Origin of the sequence: Uniformispora flossi (genome assembly GCF_049534875.1) — a bacterium.
Classification (GTDB): domain Bacteria; phylum Actinomycetota; class Actinomycetes; order Streptomycetales; family Streptomycetaceae; genus Yinghuangia; species Yinghuangia aomiensis.
Map to the genome: position 1 here is coordinate 79,762 of NZ_JBMULZ010000008.1, position 15,811 is coordinate 95,572.

At 73.6% G+C, this 15,811-nt stretch carries 15 protein-coding genes; 8 read left to right on the forward strand and 7 right to left on the reverse strand.

Features of this window, described 5'->3' with window-relative positions:
- Positions 1–71 precede the first annotated feature (71 nt).
- From ACPA54_RS19380 to ACPA54_RS19395, 4 genes are read left to right on the forward strand one after another with little or no spacing between them, the layout of a single operon-like run.
- Positions 72–593: a guanyl-specific ribonuclease gene (locus ACPA54_RS19380; RefSeq protein ID WP_423531433.1), complete on the forward strand. Its 522-nt coding sequence runs from the start codon at positions 72–74 to the stop codon at positions 591–593.
- Complete coding sequence (locus ACPA54_RS19385) at positions 590–1,033, forward strand: barstar family protein (RefSeq protein ID WP_423531435.1); 444 nt, start codon at positions 590–592, stop codon at positions 1,031–1,033. The genes ACPA54_RS19380 and ACPA54_RS19385 overlap by 4 nt, the downstream gene beginning before the upstream one ends.
- Positions 1,030–1,248 (forward strand): hypothetical protein, encoded by a 219-nt coding sequence (locus tag ACPA54_RS19390; RefSeq protein ID WP_423531436.1) that lies wholly within the window; start codon positions 1,030–1,032, stop codon positions 1,246–1,248. Before ACPA54_RS19385 ends, ACPA54_RS19390 begins: the two co-directional genes overlap by 4 nt.
- Positions 1,232–2,329, forward strand: coding sequence for a hypothetical protein (locus ACPA54_RS19395; protein ID WP_423531438.1), 1,098 nt, complete (start codon positions 1,232–1,234; stop codon positions 2,327–2,329). Before ACPA54_RS19390 ends, ACPA54_RS19395 begins: the two co-directional genes overlap by 17 nt.
- Here ACPA54_RS19395 and ACPA54_RS19400 read toward each other — a convergent pair.
- On the reverse strand, positions 2,265–3,374 hold the full coding sequence (locus ACPA54_RS19400) for a polyprenyl synthetase family protein (protein ID WP_345674531.1): 1,110 nt from the start codon (positions 3,372–3,374) through the stop codon (positions 2,265–2,267). The genes ACPA54_RS19395 and ACPA54_RS19400 overlap by 65 nt on opposite strands.
- A 262-nt stretch (positions 3,375–3,636) precedes the next feature.
- Between ACPA54_RS19400 and metF the strand changes: the two genes are divergently transcribed.
- Positions 3,637–4,560 (forward strand): methylenetetrahydrofolate reductase [NAD(P)H], encoded by a 924-nt coding sequence (gene metF, locus ACPA54_RS19405; RefSeq protein ID WP_423531440.1) that lies wholly within the window; start codon positions 3,637–3,639, stop codon positions 4,558–4,560.
- Here the strand turns inward: metF and ACPA54_RS19410 are convergent.
- Complete coding sequence (locus ACPA54_RS19410) at positions 4,487–4,906, reverse strand: hypothetical protein (protein WP_423531442.1); 420 nt, start codon at positions 4,904–4,906, stop codon at positions 4,487–4,489. The genes metF and ACPA54_RS19410 overlap by 74 nt on opposite strands.
- Positions 4,907–5,068: 162 nt before the next feature.
- Between ACPA54_RS19410 and ACPA54_RS19415 the strand changes: the two genes are divergently transcribed.
- Positions 5,069–6,151 (forward strand): hypothetical protein, encoded by a 1,083-nt coding sequence (locus ACPA54_RS19415; protein WP_423531444.1) that lies wholly within the window; start codon positions 5,069–5,071, stop codon positions 6,149–6,151.
- Positions 6,152–6,187: 36 nt separating this feature from the next.
- On the opposite strand, the gene ACPA54_RS19420 is transcribed toward ACPA54_RS19415, so the two are convergent.
- The 5 genes from ACPA54_RS19420 to ACPA54_RS19440 all read right to left on the reverse strand — a co-directional run bounded on the left by ACPA54_RS19420 (position 6,188) and on the right by ACPA54_RS19440 (position 12,899).
- Complete coding sequence (locus ACPA54_RS19420) at positions 6,188–7,642, reverse strand: phytoene desaturase family protein (RefSeq protein ID WP_423531446.1); 1,455 nt, start codon at positions 7,640–7,642, stop codon at positions 6,188–6,190.
- Between the two features lie 123 nt (positions 7,643–7,765).
- Entirely contained in the window at positions 7,766–9,214 is a 1,449-nt protein-coding gene (locus ACPA54_RS19425; RefSeq protein WP_423531448.1) for a M1 family metallopeptidase, read from the reverse strand.
- 68 nt (positions 9,215–9,282) lie between these two features.
- The gene (locus ACPA54_RS19430) at positions 9,283–11,142 is read right to left on the reverse strand and encodes an LAGLIDADG family homing endonuclease (RefSeq protein ID WP_423531450.1); all 1,860 of its coding nucleotides are present in this window, start codon (positions 11,140–11,142) and stop codon (positions 9,283–9,285) included.
- Complete coding sequence (locus tag ACPA54_RS19435; protein WP_345674524.1) at positions 11,139–11,336, reverse strand: hypothetical protein; 198 nt, start codon at positions 11,334–11,336, stop codon at positions 11,139–11,141. Before ACPA54_RS19435 ends, ACPA54_RS19430 begins: the two co-directional genes overlap by 4 nt.
- A gap of 1,206 nt (positions 11,337–12,542) precedes the next feature.
- Positions 12,543–12,899: an arsenate reductase family protein gene (locus tag ACPA54_RS19440; RefSeq protein ID WP_345674523.1), complete on the reverse strand. Its 357-nt coding sequence runs from the start codon at positions 12,897–12,899 to the stop codon at positions 12,543–12,545.
- 377 nt (positions 12,900–13,276) lie between these two features.
- On the opposite strand from ACPA54_RS19440, the gene ACPA54_RS19445 reads away from it, so the two are divergent.
- Together ACPA54_RS19445 and ACPA54_RS19450 are read left to right on the forward strand one after the other, a co-directional pair.
- Entirely contained in the window at positions 13,277–13,690 is a 414-nt protein-coding gene (locus tag ACPA54_RS19445) for a DUF6504 family protein (protein WP_423531453.1), read from the forward strand.
- 1,624 nt (positions 13,691–15,314) lie between these two features.
- Positions 15,315–15,737, forward strand: coding sequence for an SAV_6107 family HEPN domain-containing protein (locus ACPA54_RS19450; RefSeq protein ID WP_423531454.1), 423 nt, complete (start codon positions 15,315–15,317; stop codon positions 15,735–15,737).
- Positions 15,738–15,811: the final 74 nt, after the last annotated feature.

Genomic DNA, 15,811 nt, shown 5'->3' on the forward strand with positions numbered 1-15,811 from the left:
CCCCCACACCGCGCTTCTCCCCGCGTGTCCCATCCACCCCCGCAGCCCCGGTGCGTGCCACCATCCCCGTCATGAACGGGATGTCACGAATGTCGGGCAAGCCCCGCATGGTCCTCGCCGCCGCGCTGCTCGCGGTGGTGGCGGCGATCGCGCTGGTCGTCGGGCTCACCCGGGGCGGCAGCGAGGCCAAGAACCCCGGGGCGGCGAGCGGGACGCCGGCGTCGGCGGCCGCGCCGAATACCGCGCCGCGGGACGCGACGCATTCACCGAGCCCGTTCGGGCCGAGCACGTCGCGTCCGGTGTCCGTGCCGCCGGGCATGGCCACCGTGGCGGCGGCCCAACTGCCGCCCGAAGCCCGGACCACGCTGCAGCGGATCGATGCCGGCGGGCCGTTCCCCTACACCAAGGACGGCACGGTCTTCGGCAATCGCGAAGGGCGCCTGCCGAAGGAGAAGAGCGGCTACTACCGCGAATACACCGTCGACACCCCCGGCTCGGACGACCGCGGCGCCCGGCGGATCATCGCCGGGAACGCGGGGGAGCGCTACTACACGTCCGACCACTACGCCACGTTCCGGGTGATCGTGCCGTGAGCCCCTGGCGCGACGTCAACGCGTGGCACGAGCTGCGCAACGCGACCGCATGGACGTCCGGACTCCTGCCCCCGGACCTCGCCGACGTCCACGACGCCGCCCCGGTCGACGTCCTCACCGCATCGGCCCGCACCCACGGGTGGTCGAGCACCGTCGTCGACCTACGCGACGCGCGGGACAAAGCCGGGGCGATGGACGCGTTCGCCGCCGGACTGTCGCTACCCGCGTATTTCGGCCGCAACTGGGACGCCCTGTGGGACTGCCTCACCGACGACACACTCCTGCCCGAACCCGCACGGCGCGTGATCGTCGTCGACCGGTGGCGCACCTTTGCCGACCGCAACACGGACGACTGGGACCGCATCCGGGAGCTGCTGCGCGACGCGGCCGAGTACTGGGCCGGGACGCGCACGCCGATGGTGGTGCTGGTGCGGTGGTGACCAGGCCGGAGGATCCTCCGGCGCCGTCGGTGATCCCGTTCGGCTCCGCAACCGACAGCCAACCGAACCCGAAGCGTGCGGCAATCGAGCGGCAAACGACAGAAAACGTGCGCCATCCGGGTGGACCCGAGGGTGAATGGTCGCGCGGCATGCGCGATACCCCTGTGATCACGCTTCCGAAGTGGCCAGACTTCGCGCATGAACAGCTCGACTGACCGACGCCGGGCGGGTTCGGCGTACGACAGCATCCTGCTCGCGTCGACCTCGCCGTCCCGCCTCGGCGACACCGTCGTCCCGTCCCCGCGCCTGGTGGCCGTCCCGCTCGGCGAGGCCCCCGCGACCGGGCCGACCGCGGAAGAAGACGGCGCGGCCGACGACGCGCCGGGTGCCTTACCACCGAGACCGATCGTTCCGCCGCCCAGGGACGGCCTTGGGGCCGGTGCGGGGACACAGGAGCGGATTCCGGAATCGGGCGGGGGCACGGGTATGGACGCGAGGGCGAGCGGGGCTCGGGGCGAGGGCGAACGCGGCGGGCTGATGGCACCGCTGATCGCGCTGGGGATCTGCCTCGGGGTGATCTTCCTGATCGGCCGCTTCCCGCCGGAGATGCTGCGGACAGCGGCCGCGGAACCCGCCGAGCCGGTCCGGATGGCGGCGCCGACGGCCGGCGCCGAGGCGAGCGCTCCCGTGCCGGGGGACGGCGGTGCGCCGACGACCGCTCCGGGAGCGGGGCCGGACGCCGGCGACCGGGGCCGCGACGGCGGAGCCGCGGCGGCGGAGCCCACCGGATCCGGGCAGCCGACAGGCACCACGGGCGGACGGAACACGGGAGGCGGGTCCGGCGGCGACGATCGGGCGAACCCACCCGGCAGGACCGCAACGGCGGCGTCCCCGGCACCCGTGCCGGATACGGGGTCGCCGTCGCGAAAGGGCAGTAACGATCCGTCGGGGGCCAAGGCCGGCGCGGGCAGTCCGAACCGGTCGGCGCCGGGACACGGCGCGGCGGCGGAGAAGCCCGGGCCGAGCGTGCCGCCGGTTCCGCCGACCCGGCCCGCGGCGCCGACCGAGGCCGAGGACCGCAACGGCTGCTCCACCTGGACCGTCCGCAGCCGGACCGCCGGTCACACCGTGATCCTCCGCGGATCCGCGGACGGCACGCGGCAGATCGTGGCAGACACAGCAGACACAGCCGCCTCGTCCACCACGGTCGTGCGGGTCGCGCCCGGTCGGCTCACACCCGCCGAACCGTCGCCGCCTCCGCCAACTCGTGCAGCACCGTCCGCGCATCGGCCGTGACCGCCGCGCTGTCGAGGGCCGCCAGCGCCCGCTCGGTAAGCGTGCCGATCATCGCCTCGACCTCGGCCAGTGCGCCGGTACCGGCGATGACGCCCTGGAGGTCCTTGACCCCGGCATCGTCCAGCGCCGGGTCGCCGAGCAGCTCGTCGACGATCCGGCGCTGCGCCGCCGTGCCGCGCTCGGCGGCCAACGCGAGCAGCACCGTGCGCTTGCCTTCACGCAGGTCGTCGCCCGCCGGCTTGCCGGTCTCGGCCGGGTCGCCGAACACCCCGAGGACGTCGTCGCGCAGCTGGAACGCCTCGCCGAGCGGCAGCCCGTACGCCGAGTACGCCACCAGCAGCTCCGGCCCCGCCCCCGCCAGCGCCGCGCCGACGTGCAGCGGCCGCTCGATCGTGTACTTCGCCGACTTGAACCGGATCACCCGCCGCGACCGCTCCACCGAACCGCCGCCCATGGCCTGCTCGAGGACGTCCAGGTACTGCCCGGCCATCACCTCGGTCCGCATCACGTCGAACAGCGGCTTCGCGGCGGCCAGCGCGGCCGGATCCACCCCGCTGCCGGAGAACATCTCGTCCGACCACGACAGGCACAGGTCGCCCAGCAGCACCGCGGCCGCCTCGCCGAAGCCCGCCGCGTTGCTGCACCACCCCGACGCCCGGTGCAGCGCCTCGAACCGCCGGTGCACGGCAGGCTTGCCACGGCGTGTATCGCTGCTGTCCATCAGGTCGTCGTGGATCAGCGCGCTGGCCTGCAGCAACTCCAGCGACGTCGCCGCCCGAACCGCGGCGTCGCCCGCCGGCCCCGCGTCCACGCCGCCCGCGCCGCGCCAGCCCCAGTAGCAGAAGCCGGGGCGCAGCCGCTTGCCGCCGTCCACCAGGAAATCCCGCAGTGCCTCCGCGACCGGCGCCATCCCCTCGCCGACGTCGGCGAGCACCGCCGACTGCCGGTCCATGAACGCCGCCAAGGCGTCGTTGACCCGGCCACGCAGGCCGTCCCGGTCGAGCGGGTGCACTGCGCCGGGTATCGGATGCTGCGAGCGAGTCACGGGGGGTCGTCTTCCAGATCAGACCGGATCAGAGTCGGGCCCAAGCAGCCTAACCGGGCAGTGGGGCTGCGACAGACGGCGGTACACGCGTATGCGCGCGCGGAGAGGGCGGTGGCGGGCCATTCCCGCGGGCCGTTCCGCCCCGGCACAGGCCTGACCTGCTCGGACCCGGTCCCAGGCCCGGCCCCGACCGGCCCCCGACACCGTCTCGCGACCCGGACAGCGGCTCCTCAGCCCGGCCTCCGGCGGCTAACCTCGGCTTATGTCCGTCGAAGTCGCCTCGCCCCGCAACGGTCGCGCGCCCGCCATCCGCGATCTGCTCGCGAGCGGCAAGCAGACGTTTTCGTTCGAATTCTTTCCGCCGAAGACCGACGTCGGCGAGCGGCACCTGTGGGACGCACTGCGCCGGGTCGAGGCGCTCGGCCCGTCGTTCGTGTCGGTGACATACGGCGCGGGCGGGTCGAACCGCGACCGCACGGTCAACATCACCGAGCGCATCGCCACCGAGACGACACTGACCCCGGTCGGCCACTTCACCGCCGTCGGACACTCCCTCGCCGAGCTGCGCAACATCATCGGGCAGTACGCCGACGCGGGCGTCCACAACGTGCTGGCGCTGCGCGGCGACCCCCCGGGCAACCCGCAGGGCGAGTGGGTGGCGCACCCGCAGGGGTTCACCTACGCGGAGGAACTGGTCCGGCTGCTCAAGGAGTCCGGCGACTTCTGCGTGGGCGTCGCGGCGTTCCCCGAGATGCACCCGCGCTCGACCAACTGGGACGACGACATCCGGCACTTCGTCCGCAAGTGCCAGTCGGGCGCGGACTACGCCATCACCCAGATGTTCTTCCACGTCGACGACTACCTGCGGCTGCGCGACCGCGTCGCGGCGGCGGGCTGCGACGTGCCGATCATCCCGGAGATCATGCCGGTCACGAACGTCGGCCAGATCGAACGCTTCGCCCAGCTCAGCAACGCCGATTTCCCGGGGGAGCTGGCCGACCGCGTCCGCGCCGTCGCCGACGACCCCGCCGCCGTCCAGGCGGTCGGCATCGAGTACGGCACGGCGATGAGCGAACGCCTCCTCGCCGAAGGCGCCCCCGGCCTGCACTTCATCACCCTGAACCGGTCGACCGCGACGCTGGAGATCTACCGGAACCTGGGCCTCCACGAGCGCCCGCGGGACTGACACCGGCCGGACGGGGCGGGACGGGGGCGCCACGGCGGCTCCGTCCGTACGCGTCCAGCAACGTTGCGGCCCGCAGCCGCAGTTCGCGCTCGACAAGCCCCGTGACGCGCACCGACACGACGTCCGCGCCGACGGCGACCGCCACGTCGACGTCCAACCGGGCACGGGCGCCCGCGAGCGGATACGCGTACCACCCGCCGGGATCGTCGTCGTCGGTGTGCTCGAGCCCCAGCGCGACGGTGTCCCAATCGGTGTCGTCGAAGGCGTACTCGGCATACCGCGAGAGCAGTTCCAGGAACGGGCGGAGATTGTCCGCCATCACCCATCCGTCGAGCGACTCCGCCACGGTGCCTCCTTGCCGGCCTTGCCCGGCATCCGACAGCGCGGGATACCCGCAGAGCAGGCTGCGCGGGGGCCGTTGCGTTGCCTGCCCCGAGGGCGGTTCCCGGAAACGCGCACAACGAATTAGGGTGAAGCACCGTCATCCGTTCGACTGAAGGGCGAGCCGGTGCAGATGGGCATGCTCGTGCTGTACGTCCTCTTCGTCCCGGTCGGCCTGTGGTTGGTCAGCGAAGCACTGTGGCAGCAGGGAGCGCCGTTCCGGTACCGCGTGCTCGCCCTGCTCGGTTTCGGCGGGGTCGTGGCGGGTGTCGCGCTCGGCAACGGCATCATCGCCGGAGGCGGCGGAGTGTGCTTCCTGGCCGGGCAGTTCCTGGTCACACGCCACGTGCGCAAGGGCCGGCCGATCGGCTGGACGGTCGGATTCGGGCGCAAGCCGGCGCCGCGCCGCGGCCGCCGCCGTCCGGAGACCCAGGCCGCCCCGGCCGCAGCGGCCACCGGAGCCGCCGCCGGCGCGACCGAGGCCGAGACGTTCGTCGACGGCATGGCCCCAGTCGACGCGTTCGCCAAGCACCCCGCGGACGGCGGGCCCGACACCGGCGCACACGCGCTCGGCCAAGTCGGCTTCGACAAGGGGTTCGACGCCCAGTTCGAGGGCGCGTTCGAAGGTGTCTACCTGCCCAACTACGGCCAGGACGACTACGCCAACTCGCCCGCTGCCTACGGCACGGACTACGCCCCCGCCTACGGCGACCCCACCACGGCCGGCGCCTTCCCCGGTTATGCCGACCAGGCTCCCGAGTTCGCCCCCGGCTACGCCGCCGCCCCGGCCTACGGCACCGACCCGGCCGCCCCGGACTACAACCCCGGCTACGACACCAACGCCTACGCCACCGGCCAACTCCCCGGCTACCCGGCCCACGACACCGGCGGTTACGCCGTCCCCGCGACCGGCGGATACGCCGTTCCGGACACCGGCGGCTACGCGGCCCAGGACACCGGCGGCTACGCAGTCCAGGACACCGGCGGCTACACCACCCCCGAGGGCACCTACATCGTCCCCGCAACCGGCGGCTATCCCGCGCAGGCCCCCGGCTTCCCCGTCGACCCGGCGACCGGCGGCTACCCCGTTCCGGGCACCGGCGGTTACGCCGTCCCCGACCCGGCCGCCCCGGCGTACCCGCCCGCGTATCCGCCGCCCCCGGGACTCCCCCCGGTCCCCGACTACCCGCCGACGGCGCCCCCGGCCTGACCCGGATCCACCGCTCCACCGCCGCGGCGAGGCGAACTACCGCCCGATCAACTCCGCCACCAGCGCCGCACCCATCCCCACCCCGATCAGCCCGCCGCCCGGGTGCGCGCCCGCGCCGACCTCGTACAACCCGGCCGTCTTCGAACGGTTGGGCCGTCCGCCGGACACCGGGGACGCCGCCACCCTCCCGCCCGGCGCGCCCGTCGCGCGCTCCACGTCGGCAGGCGTGCGGAGTTCGGACCAGCGCAGCCGGTCGGCCACCGGCAGTCCGCGGCGGGCCAGCGCGTCGACGACCGTCTCGGCGTACTGCTCCCGCACGCCCGGCGCGTCCCAATCCACCGTGCCGCGCTCGCCGCCGCTACCGTGCGGCGGGACCCGGACGTGCACCGTCCACGCCTCGTCGCCCTCCGGCGCACTGCCGTCGTCGCCCGGGGCGGTGACGCACAGCGTCGGATCCGCGGGCGGGCGGCCGTCGGCACCGAACAGCGCCTCCGCCTCGGCCGCCGGATCGTCCGGAAACAGATAGGTGCGGTACGGCTGTTCCGGCGTCCGCCCACGCAACGCCAGGTGCAGCTCGGCGTACCCGGACGCCCGCTCCGTGCCGCTCTTCGCCCGCGGCGCGGCCGCACCGCCGACCGCAAGCGCGTCGCCGCAGCCGTCCGCGACCACGGCGTCCGCGTCGATCCGCGACCCGTCCGCGAGGACCACGCCGTCCACCGTGCCGCCGGGCGCCGACACTTCGGCGACCTCGGTGTGCGCCAGGAACTTCACGCCGCGTTCGAGGCAGCGTTCGAACAGGGCATCCGCGATCAGATGCAGGCCGCCGCGTACCGTCCACAACCCGAAGGTCTGTTCGAGATAGGGGAGCACCGCGACCGTCGCGGGCGCCTGCCGCGGGTCCAGCCCCGCACCCAGCGCGAACCGTTCCGCATGCATCCGCAGCCGCGGGTCCCGCAGGTACGAGCGGGCCAGCGGCCGCAGCGTCCGCCACGGCATCGTGGTCCGGAAGTCCTTGAACCCGCCCGTCGCCCGCCGCGGCTTCGCAGGCTCCGACGGCACCTCGAAGAACCCGGTGCGCATCACGCCCCACATCGCCGCACCGCGGTCCATGAACCGGTTCCAGTCCGCACCCGCACCCGAGCCGAACGCGCCGTCGAACGCCGCCGCGGCGCCCGCCCGCGTCGCGTTCGGCACATCCACGACCGTGGCGCCGCGGTCGAACGAGCACCGCGTCGTCGGATCCACACCGACCAGGTCGACGCACTCCTCCAACGCCGCCCCGGTCTTCAGGAACAAGTCCCGGTACACCGCGGGCAGCGTGAGGACCGTGGCACCACTCGTGAAGGCGAACCCGCCGCGGCGGAACGACCCGAGCATGCCGCCGTGGCCGCCCGAACGCTCGCACAACGTCACCTCGTGACGCTTCACCGCGAGGCGCGCCGCCACCGCGAGCCCGCCCATACCTGCACCGACGACAACGATTCGAGCCACGTCGCCCGAGCGTACGCCACCGCGCGGAGCGGCCGGGGCCGTGGCTCACCCGCTGAGCCCGTGGGCCCGCCGGCCGGGTGCGGCTCCCGGTCGGGCCGGGCGCACGCTCCCGACCGGTCCGGCTCACCAGTCGGGCTTGCCGTCCTCGAACAGCCACGGTTCGAACACCGTCGGACCCAGGTCCTGCCCGCTCAGCCGCGTGCACAGGGCGGTGAAGTCGGCCGTGGTGACCGTGCCGTAGCGGTGCTCGCTCAGCCAGGTGCGCAGGACCGTGAAGAAGACCTCGTCGCCGACCGCCGCGCGGACCTTCTGCAAGGCGAGCGCGCCCCGCTGGTACATCGGCGCCCGCGACACGTTCTCCGGCGAGCCCGGGTCGGCGGGCGGGAACGCCCACATGCCCTGGCCTTCGGCGGGGGACTCGGCGTAGGTCTGCGCCGCGGCCTCGGCGGCCGTCGGGCCGCCGTGGTCCTCCGCCCACAGCCACTCGGCGTAGGTGGCGAAGCCCTCGTTGAGCCACATGTCCTGCCACGTCTTGGGCGTCACCAGGTCGCCGAACCACTCGTGCGCCATCTCGTGGATCACCGTCTCGCCGCCGGGCGACCCGTCGAAGAACGGCCGGGTCTGCGTCTCCAGCGAGTACTCGAGGTCCGGCATGTCGACGACGACCGCACCCGTCGCCCCGAACGGGTAGGGGCCGAACCGGTCGCTCGCCCAGGGGATCATGTTGCCGAGGATCTCCGGCACCGCCTCGGTCTCCGGCGACGCGACCCGCGGATCGACCGCGATGTACGACGGGACGCCGGCGATCGTCCCCTCCGACACGTCGAAATGCCCGATCGCGAGCATCGCCAGATAGCTCGCCATCGGCTCGTCGGCCCGCCAATGGAACGCCGTCCTGCCCTCCGGCGCGGCAGTCTTCTCCACCAGGCGCCCGTTCGACACCGCCACCAGGCCGTCCGGGACGGTGACGGTGATGTCGTACGCCGCCTTGTCGGCCGGCGTGTGGTTCCCCGGGAACCAGCCCGGCCCGCCCGCCGGTTCGCCCAGCGCGACGGCGCCGTCGTGCGTCGTCATCCAGCCTTCGTGCGAACCGTCGGGGTCGACGATGGTGTCCGGAACGCCGTCGTAGACGACCGTCGTGGTGAACGCACGGCCGTCCGCGATTTCCACCGCGGGAGTGACCGTCAGCTCGTCACCCTTGCGGGTGTAACGGGCAGGACCGCCGTCGACGGTGACCGCCTGCACGTCCAGACCGTGCAGGTCGAGGTTGAACGCGGTCAGCCGCTGCGTGGACTTCGCCGTCAGCACCGCCGTGGCGGCGAGGCGGTTGCCGTCCGGCACCCAGTCGAACGTCAGCCCGTAATGCTCCACGTGATAGCCGCCGTTGCCCAGCGACGGGAACAACGGGTCGCCGACCCCGGCCGAGCCGACGTCCGGCACCGTAGGCGCCGGCCGGTCGATCGCCCCGCTGTTGCTCTCCTGCCCGGACGACGACGTACAGCCCACGGCCGGGACCACGAGCAACAACCCCGCGGCGACACGGGCGGCGGACCGGCGGAGACGAGACGGCATGCAGGGATGATCCCGCAGCCGCCCCGCCTCCGACGGCAGGGGCGCGGCGTTTCGTCAGGCGGCGGTGATCAGGCGCCTACCCGGAACCCGTGCGCCGAGCCCAGCCGGGCGAGGCTGTCGTGCCCCGGGATCCCGTCCGCGTCACTCCCGCCGTACCCGAGCCGCCGCTGCCAGGCCGCATATGCACTGATCGTCCTCGTCCCGAACGACCCGTCCACGTACCGCGAATCCAACAGCCCTTCGGCCGCCAACGCGCGCTCCACGACCAACACGCCGTCCCGGTACGCCATCGGCGTCCCGGGCGCCGGCGCGTCCTTCCGCGCCGCCTCCCGCACCCGGGCCAACGACACCACCACAACCTGCGGCTGCCCCCCACCGCTCCCGGTCCCACCCCACGAGGGGTCCGCCGAAACGATGCCGCCCGAGTACGCCGGATACCCGTACGCATACACATACGAATCCCGCCGCGACCGCTTCTTGTAGTAGACCCCGTCCCCTTCGGCGGAGCCGGTGGCGTTGGTGTTGTGGGTGGGCGTGAACCCGTCGGTGATGTAGAGGTGCGAGGGCGCCGAGACGGCGATGCACTGCACCTCGTCGTCGCGGAGGTACTCGACCGAGACGATCCTGCGGTGCCAAGCCCCGTTGCGGGGCCGGAACCGGTCGGCTTTGCGGGGGAGACGGAAAGGGTTGTCGAACGGCATGTTGATGTTCTGGAGGCGGTAGGCAGGAGAGGCCGCCTTGGGCGTCTTCTGGCTCGGCGAGGTGTAGAACACCTTCGTCTTGACGTTGAGCGCCGCGTGGCCGCCGAGCGAACGCACGACTTCCTGGACGTCGAGCGCCAGTTGTCGGGAGCAGCTGGTGAACTCGACGCGGCCGGTGGCGTCGATGGTGCCGTCGGCGTCCAGGAGCCCGCGGAGCAGTTCCAGACGGCCCTTCGCCGAGGCGAGTTTGTAGGTGCCGGGGATGAACTTGTCGTGCGCGGTCTTGGCCCACAGGCCCAGCTCGCGCAGCGCGCCGATGACCTGGTTCCCGGCCTTGCCGCCGGCCCCCGTGATCCGCCAGTTGCCGGGTTGGGCGCTGTCGCCCGCGACATGCGGGACGAGCGCGTGGTCCGCGGGCAGCAACTCGCGTACCGATTCCAGGATCTCCGGATCGGTGTTGGTGAAGTGGAGGCCGCCGCTGGTCGTCCCGCCCTCGCCGATGAGCAGGCCGAGCAGGTACGGCGCGATCGGCAGCAGGTCTTCCGCGAGGTACTCGACCGGCTGGATCTGCGGCACGCGCACCCGCATCGTCGGATTGGCGACCATGCGCGCCAGCTCCAGGGTGGTGACGACGGCGGGCTTGCGTGCGTCGGCCTTCACCTTCCACAGGTGCTCGTCACACGCCTCGACCGTCGACCCGTCCTGGAGCGTCACCCGGTAGACCCGGCGCACGCCCTTCGGGAACACCCCGGTGACGACCGACGGGTGCCCCTCCGGGTCGACGACCGCGTCACCGACCCGGATGTCGCCCATGCGGACGAATCCCCGCGGGGTCAGGACGGCCGAGTCCAGCGACTGGGCGTTCCCCTCCACGCTGAAGATGTAGTTGCTGTCGTAGGCGTAGACGATTCCGGTGTGGGAGCCGCCGCCCGGGCCGTAGAAGACCTGGGCGCCGATGGCGGGGTAGTCGGAGGAGCGGCCGCGGTCGCGGAACCATTGGAGGCCGGTGGCGCAGGAGGCGGTGCGGGGGAAGAGCTCGGCGGCGCCGGCCTGGAGGGCGCACCAGGAGACGAAGGTGGCGCACCAGGGTTGGCCGTCGGACCAGCCGAGGCCGGGGACTTGTTCGCTGTACTTCTGGATGTTGTTCCAGTCGCCGTCCGCGTCGCGGCCTTCGTGGTAGCCGACTTCGGCTTCGGCGACGTTGATGATGTCGTCCGGGTTGCTCACGGCTGCGCTCCTTCCGGGTCGGTGGAGGTCGAGGCGGTGAGCAGGGATTCGTCGAGGATCACATCGGGTTCGCCCGCTTCGGGGAATCGGCCGGTGCTGGGCGGGAGTTCGGCGGCGGCGCCGGGGTTGCCGGCGCTTTCGGCGTAGCGGTCGCCGTTGTGCGGGTCGTCGGGGGTGTGGTCCACGGGTTCCATGGCCGGAGGTCCTTCCTGACGCCGTGTGGGGACGACGGCCGGTGCGGAACCGAACACGGGTGGGCGACTTCGGGCCGTGGTCGGCCTGTTGCCGACACGATCGGTCAATTTGCGTCACCAGCACCGTTATTCGGCCAAACCGGCCTTGTCGGGATTTTAGGGCGCCGACCAACCGCGCCGTGCGGGGTTTCCCGGATCCGCTGTGGAAAACCGGTGGCCGAACGATTCACCACCGGACAGGCGTTCGGGGTATGTTCCCGCCGGTAACAGAAATCCCCGGAGCATCGAGTGCCGCCTTGCCGGGTTTCCGGCCGCCGCACCCGGGCAGTGGGAAACCGCCTGTGCCGGATGCCTGTTCGGTGCACCGCCGGTACTCCGGCGGAAAAAGGCTCGGGGCCCGAGCGCGCCCCCCGCGCTCGGGCCCCGCCTTCCCGTGCCCGCTCCCCACGGCTGCACGGGCCCACCCCCCAGTGGGTCGTCGATGTGTTTGACTCGCGGGCCCCCGGAAGGGTTGTGCGTCTCGCGATATTTTCTGGAAATTCTCTGGCGGCGGGCATCGGCGCCGGGGAGGGGCTTTGGTCCGGCGCCCGAAAAGTGGCTCTGACCTGCGGCGATGCTGATCCGCCCGAGCTCGGGGGCGTGAGGCCGGCGGAAAAATTCGGGGGCGAGCGCGCCGCATGCGCGCCGGGTGCGCGGGTCTGCGCCGCCCGTCTCCGTCCCGCACCCGCCCCGCGCGAAGGGTGCGGATACTCAGCGCGCCCGCGCCCACTCCGCACAAGTACTCGGGTTGGCATCTGAGTACCTGTACGGATACCCGCGCCCCTCCGTCCCGGCAGAGTGGTGCTCGACGGGGAACGCGGTCCGGAGCCGGGGGGCGAAGGGCCGCGAGCACACAGGGGGAGCGGGGCCGCGACTCCGGGGGGAGGGCGCGGCGCCGACAGGGGGGACCACGGGGGATGCGTGGGGGGAACGGGGACCGGGTGCCCCGGACGGCCGCTTACGGGGGAGCGGACGGCCGGGGAGCCCTGCACGAAGCGTCCGGCGGAAGCCGGGCGTGCGGAAACCGCATCCGCACCGCCGGCACGGGGCGGCGGTTCGGATGCTGCCGTCGCCACTGTCACGGGGGCGTGGCGGCATCGAAGCGGGCCATGCCTTCAACGGGGGAGGCATGGCCCGCTTCGCGTTGTCGTCCGGTCCGGAGCGCGGTCAGTCGACCAGCGAGCGGAGGGTTTCCTCGTCGCGGGCGACCACCGCGTGGCCGTCGTCGGCGGTGATGATCGGGCGCTGGATCAGCGACGGGTTCGCGGCGAGGGCGTCGATCCAGCGGTCGCGGTCCGCGTCCGTGCGGCCCCAGCCGGAGATGCCGAGGTCCTTGGCGGCCGGCTCGGCGGTGCGGGTGATGTCCCACGGCTCCAGGCCGAGGCGGCCCAGGACGGCGCGGATCTCGTCCGCCTTCGGCGGGTCCTCGAGGTAACGGCGGACCGTGTACGTGACGCCCGCCTCGTCGAGGAACGCGGCGGCCGTGCGGCATTTCGAACAGCGCGGGTTGAGCCAGATCTCCATGCGCGCAGCTTAGGGACCCGGCCGCGCGGGGCGGGGTGCGCGGGCGGGGATCCGGCGATGTCGGTGCCGCGTGCGACCGTGGAAGTGCCCGGAAAAGCGGGGCGGAGCGGTGTTCGAACCTGGGCACCGGTCTCTCCGTGGATGATCGAAAAGAGTTCGAACAGATGGAGATCGCGGCAATGCGGCGACTCGCGTCTTATGACATTGACTGTCGCTCGGGCGCGAGGTTTACTGGCTGCATCGTTCGAACTTGAGTTCGATGTTGATCGGGGGCTCGGCCCGACGGCCGACTCGGGTTCGGCGGCGGAAACCGCCCCCGGCCGGAGGTGCGAGGGGAAGCGCATCACCGGCCGGGGCACCGCACAGGAGGAGAAGCCATGGCACGACGTCACATCGACCCGGTCGAGGTGCTGCGGAGCGGCGGCGAGCCCGCCCGTTTCCTATGGCACGACCGGCTGTATGTGGTGCGCGAAGTGCTGGACCACTGGATGGAAAACGAGGAGTGGTGGCAGGGCAGGGCGACCGGTGTGACGAGCGCGACCCGTACGGTCGCCCGCACCGCCGTGGCCGGCACCGCCACCGCCGCACCCGCCGGGGCGACCGCGCCCGGCGGCACCACGATGCTCGCCGGAGCACCCGAACCGACGTCCGTGCTCGGCGGCCCCGAGTTCGCCACCGAACGCGAAGTCTGGCGCGTCGAGGCGGCGGCCGGCCGCTGCGCCCCGCTCGGCACCTTCGACCTGCGCCTCGACGCCCACGGCGGGTGGACGCTCGCCCGGACGCTGGACTGAGGCGGCGGCCATGAGCACCACCCGGGAAACCACCGCCGGCCAGCTGATGCTGCCGACCCAGCCGACGGGATCGCCCCGCGGAGAGGCGGGGGACGCCGGCGCGGCCGCGGGCGAACCGCGTGGTGCCCAAGGCCCTGCCGCCGGGATATCCGCCGACCCGGAGAGCCCGCCGGAGCCGTCCCGCCCCGCCGATGGGCGCGGTACGGGGCCGGCCCCGGCGGGCGACCCGGTCGAGAAGTACGAGAAGTGCGAGGAGGACGAAGGGAGCACGGCCGCGGTGACTGCGGCCGTGCTGCCGTTTGCGGGGGAAACGACCGCAAGCCCGGTACGCCTGACGGTGAGCCCGGGGCACGGCGGTCCGGGCCTCGTGGCCGACGGCGAATCGCGTGGCGCCCGGAAGCCTGCCGCCGAGCTGTCCACCGCCCCGGCAACCCTGCCGGGCCGGCCCCGCACCGCCGATGGGCGCGGCGCGGGGCGGGTCCCGGCGAGCGGGTCGGCCGAGAGGAAGGAAGTCGCGAAGCCCGAAAGGAGTGCGGCCACGGTGACTGCGGGCGTGCTGCCGTTTGTGGTGGCCGCTGACCCGGCGGCAAAGGCCGGTGCTTCGGGACCGGACTCCGAGCCGGGCCGGGCGGCTGCCGCGCCGGGTACCGCACACGGGCCCGGCCGGGCCGGGCGGGTCGGCGCCGCGGAGCCGAGTGGCGCCGCGCGCACCGGGACCGGGTGCGCGCGGCCGCGGGCCGCTGCGGAGGCTTCTTTCGACGCCTCGACCGCTCCCGTGCTGCCGTTCGTCGTGGGCGTGGGCGTGGGCGTGGGCGCGGACGTGGACGTGGATCGGGTCGGCGTCGAGGCGGGCGGCGCCGCAGCGGAGCCGAGTGGCGCCGCCGGCCATCGGGCTGCGCCTGGCCGCCCGCGGCTGCGGACCACTGATGATGCCCCGCCCCTCCCTGTGCTGCCGTTCGTCGTGGAGGTGAGCCCGGTCGACCTCGGGACGGGTGGCGCTGCGGTGCTGCCGTTCGAGGGAGAGAGGGCCGGGGAGCTTGCCGACGCGGCCGTGGTCACCGGGCGGCGGAGGCGCCGCCGCGCCGGACGGACAAGGACGGTGCGCAACACCCTCGCGGCGGCGTTGCCCTACGCGGAGGAGGAGGTCTCGGGGCGCGACCTTGCGTGGGCGGCGGCTCCCGCGGCCGACGGGACCCGGATACCCGGGGGCGGCGCGGAACCGGTGGCCGGACGGCGCGGCCTGGCGCCGTGGGCGCCGGGGTGGGGTGCCGTGCCGAGTCCGGGCGGCGGGGCGGGGGCGGCGACCGGATCCGCGGGATCGGGGGTTGCCGAGGCGGTGCGTGTGCCGGGGGCCCGGGCGGAATGGGCAGCTTGGGCCGGCTCGGGGAGCCATGGAGACCCGGGGACCCGCGGCGGCCTCGGTCTCCGGACCGGTTCGGAAGTCCGGACCGCCGGGGGAATCTCCCTGCCCGCCGTGGTCGCCTCCGCCGCCGTGCCGCGCCGGGCGGCCTGGCAGCCGGGGAACGCGGCGTCCGCAGCGGGAGCGGGAACCACCCCCTCCACCGCCCCGAATTCGGTGCAGAGCGGGCGGGAGACTCCGCGCCCCGCGGTCCCCCGTGCCCCCGTGCGGTGGAGCAGCGCCCCGCCCGGGGCATTGGATCTGCTGGGGCATGCGCGGCGGGCGCTGGCCGAGGCCGGCGAGGCGACCGCGCCCAACGAGCGGTACGCCGCCGCGCACTTGGCCGCGCTGCGGACCACCGCCGCGGTCCTCGCCGCCCGGGCCCGGCCGGAGCAGGAGAAGCCCGGACGCCGCCGCGCGCCGCGCAGCGCGTGGCAGCTGCTGCCCGAGGTCGCGCCCGAACTCACCGAATGGGCGGCTTACTTCGCCAGCGGCGCCCGCAAGCGCGCGGCCGCCGAGGCGGGCCTGCCCAACGCCGTCACCGCCCGTGAGGCCGACGACCTGATCCGCGACGTGGAGGTGTTCACCACGCTGGTGATCCGGCTCCTGGGCCTGCCACCACTCACCGTGATGCCCGAGAACGGCTGAGTCCTGGAACGGCTGAGTCCGAGCACGGCTGAGTCCGAGAAGGGCGGCGTCCGGGAAGTCCCGACGCCGGAGCG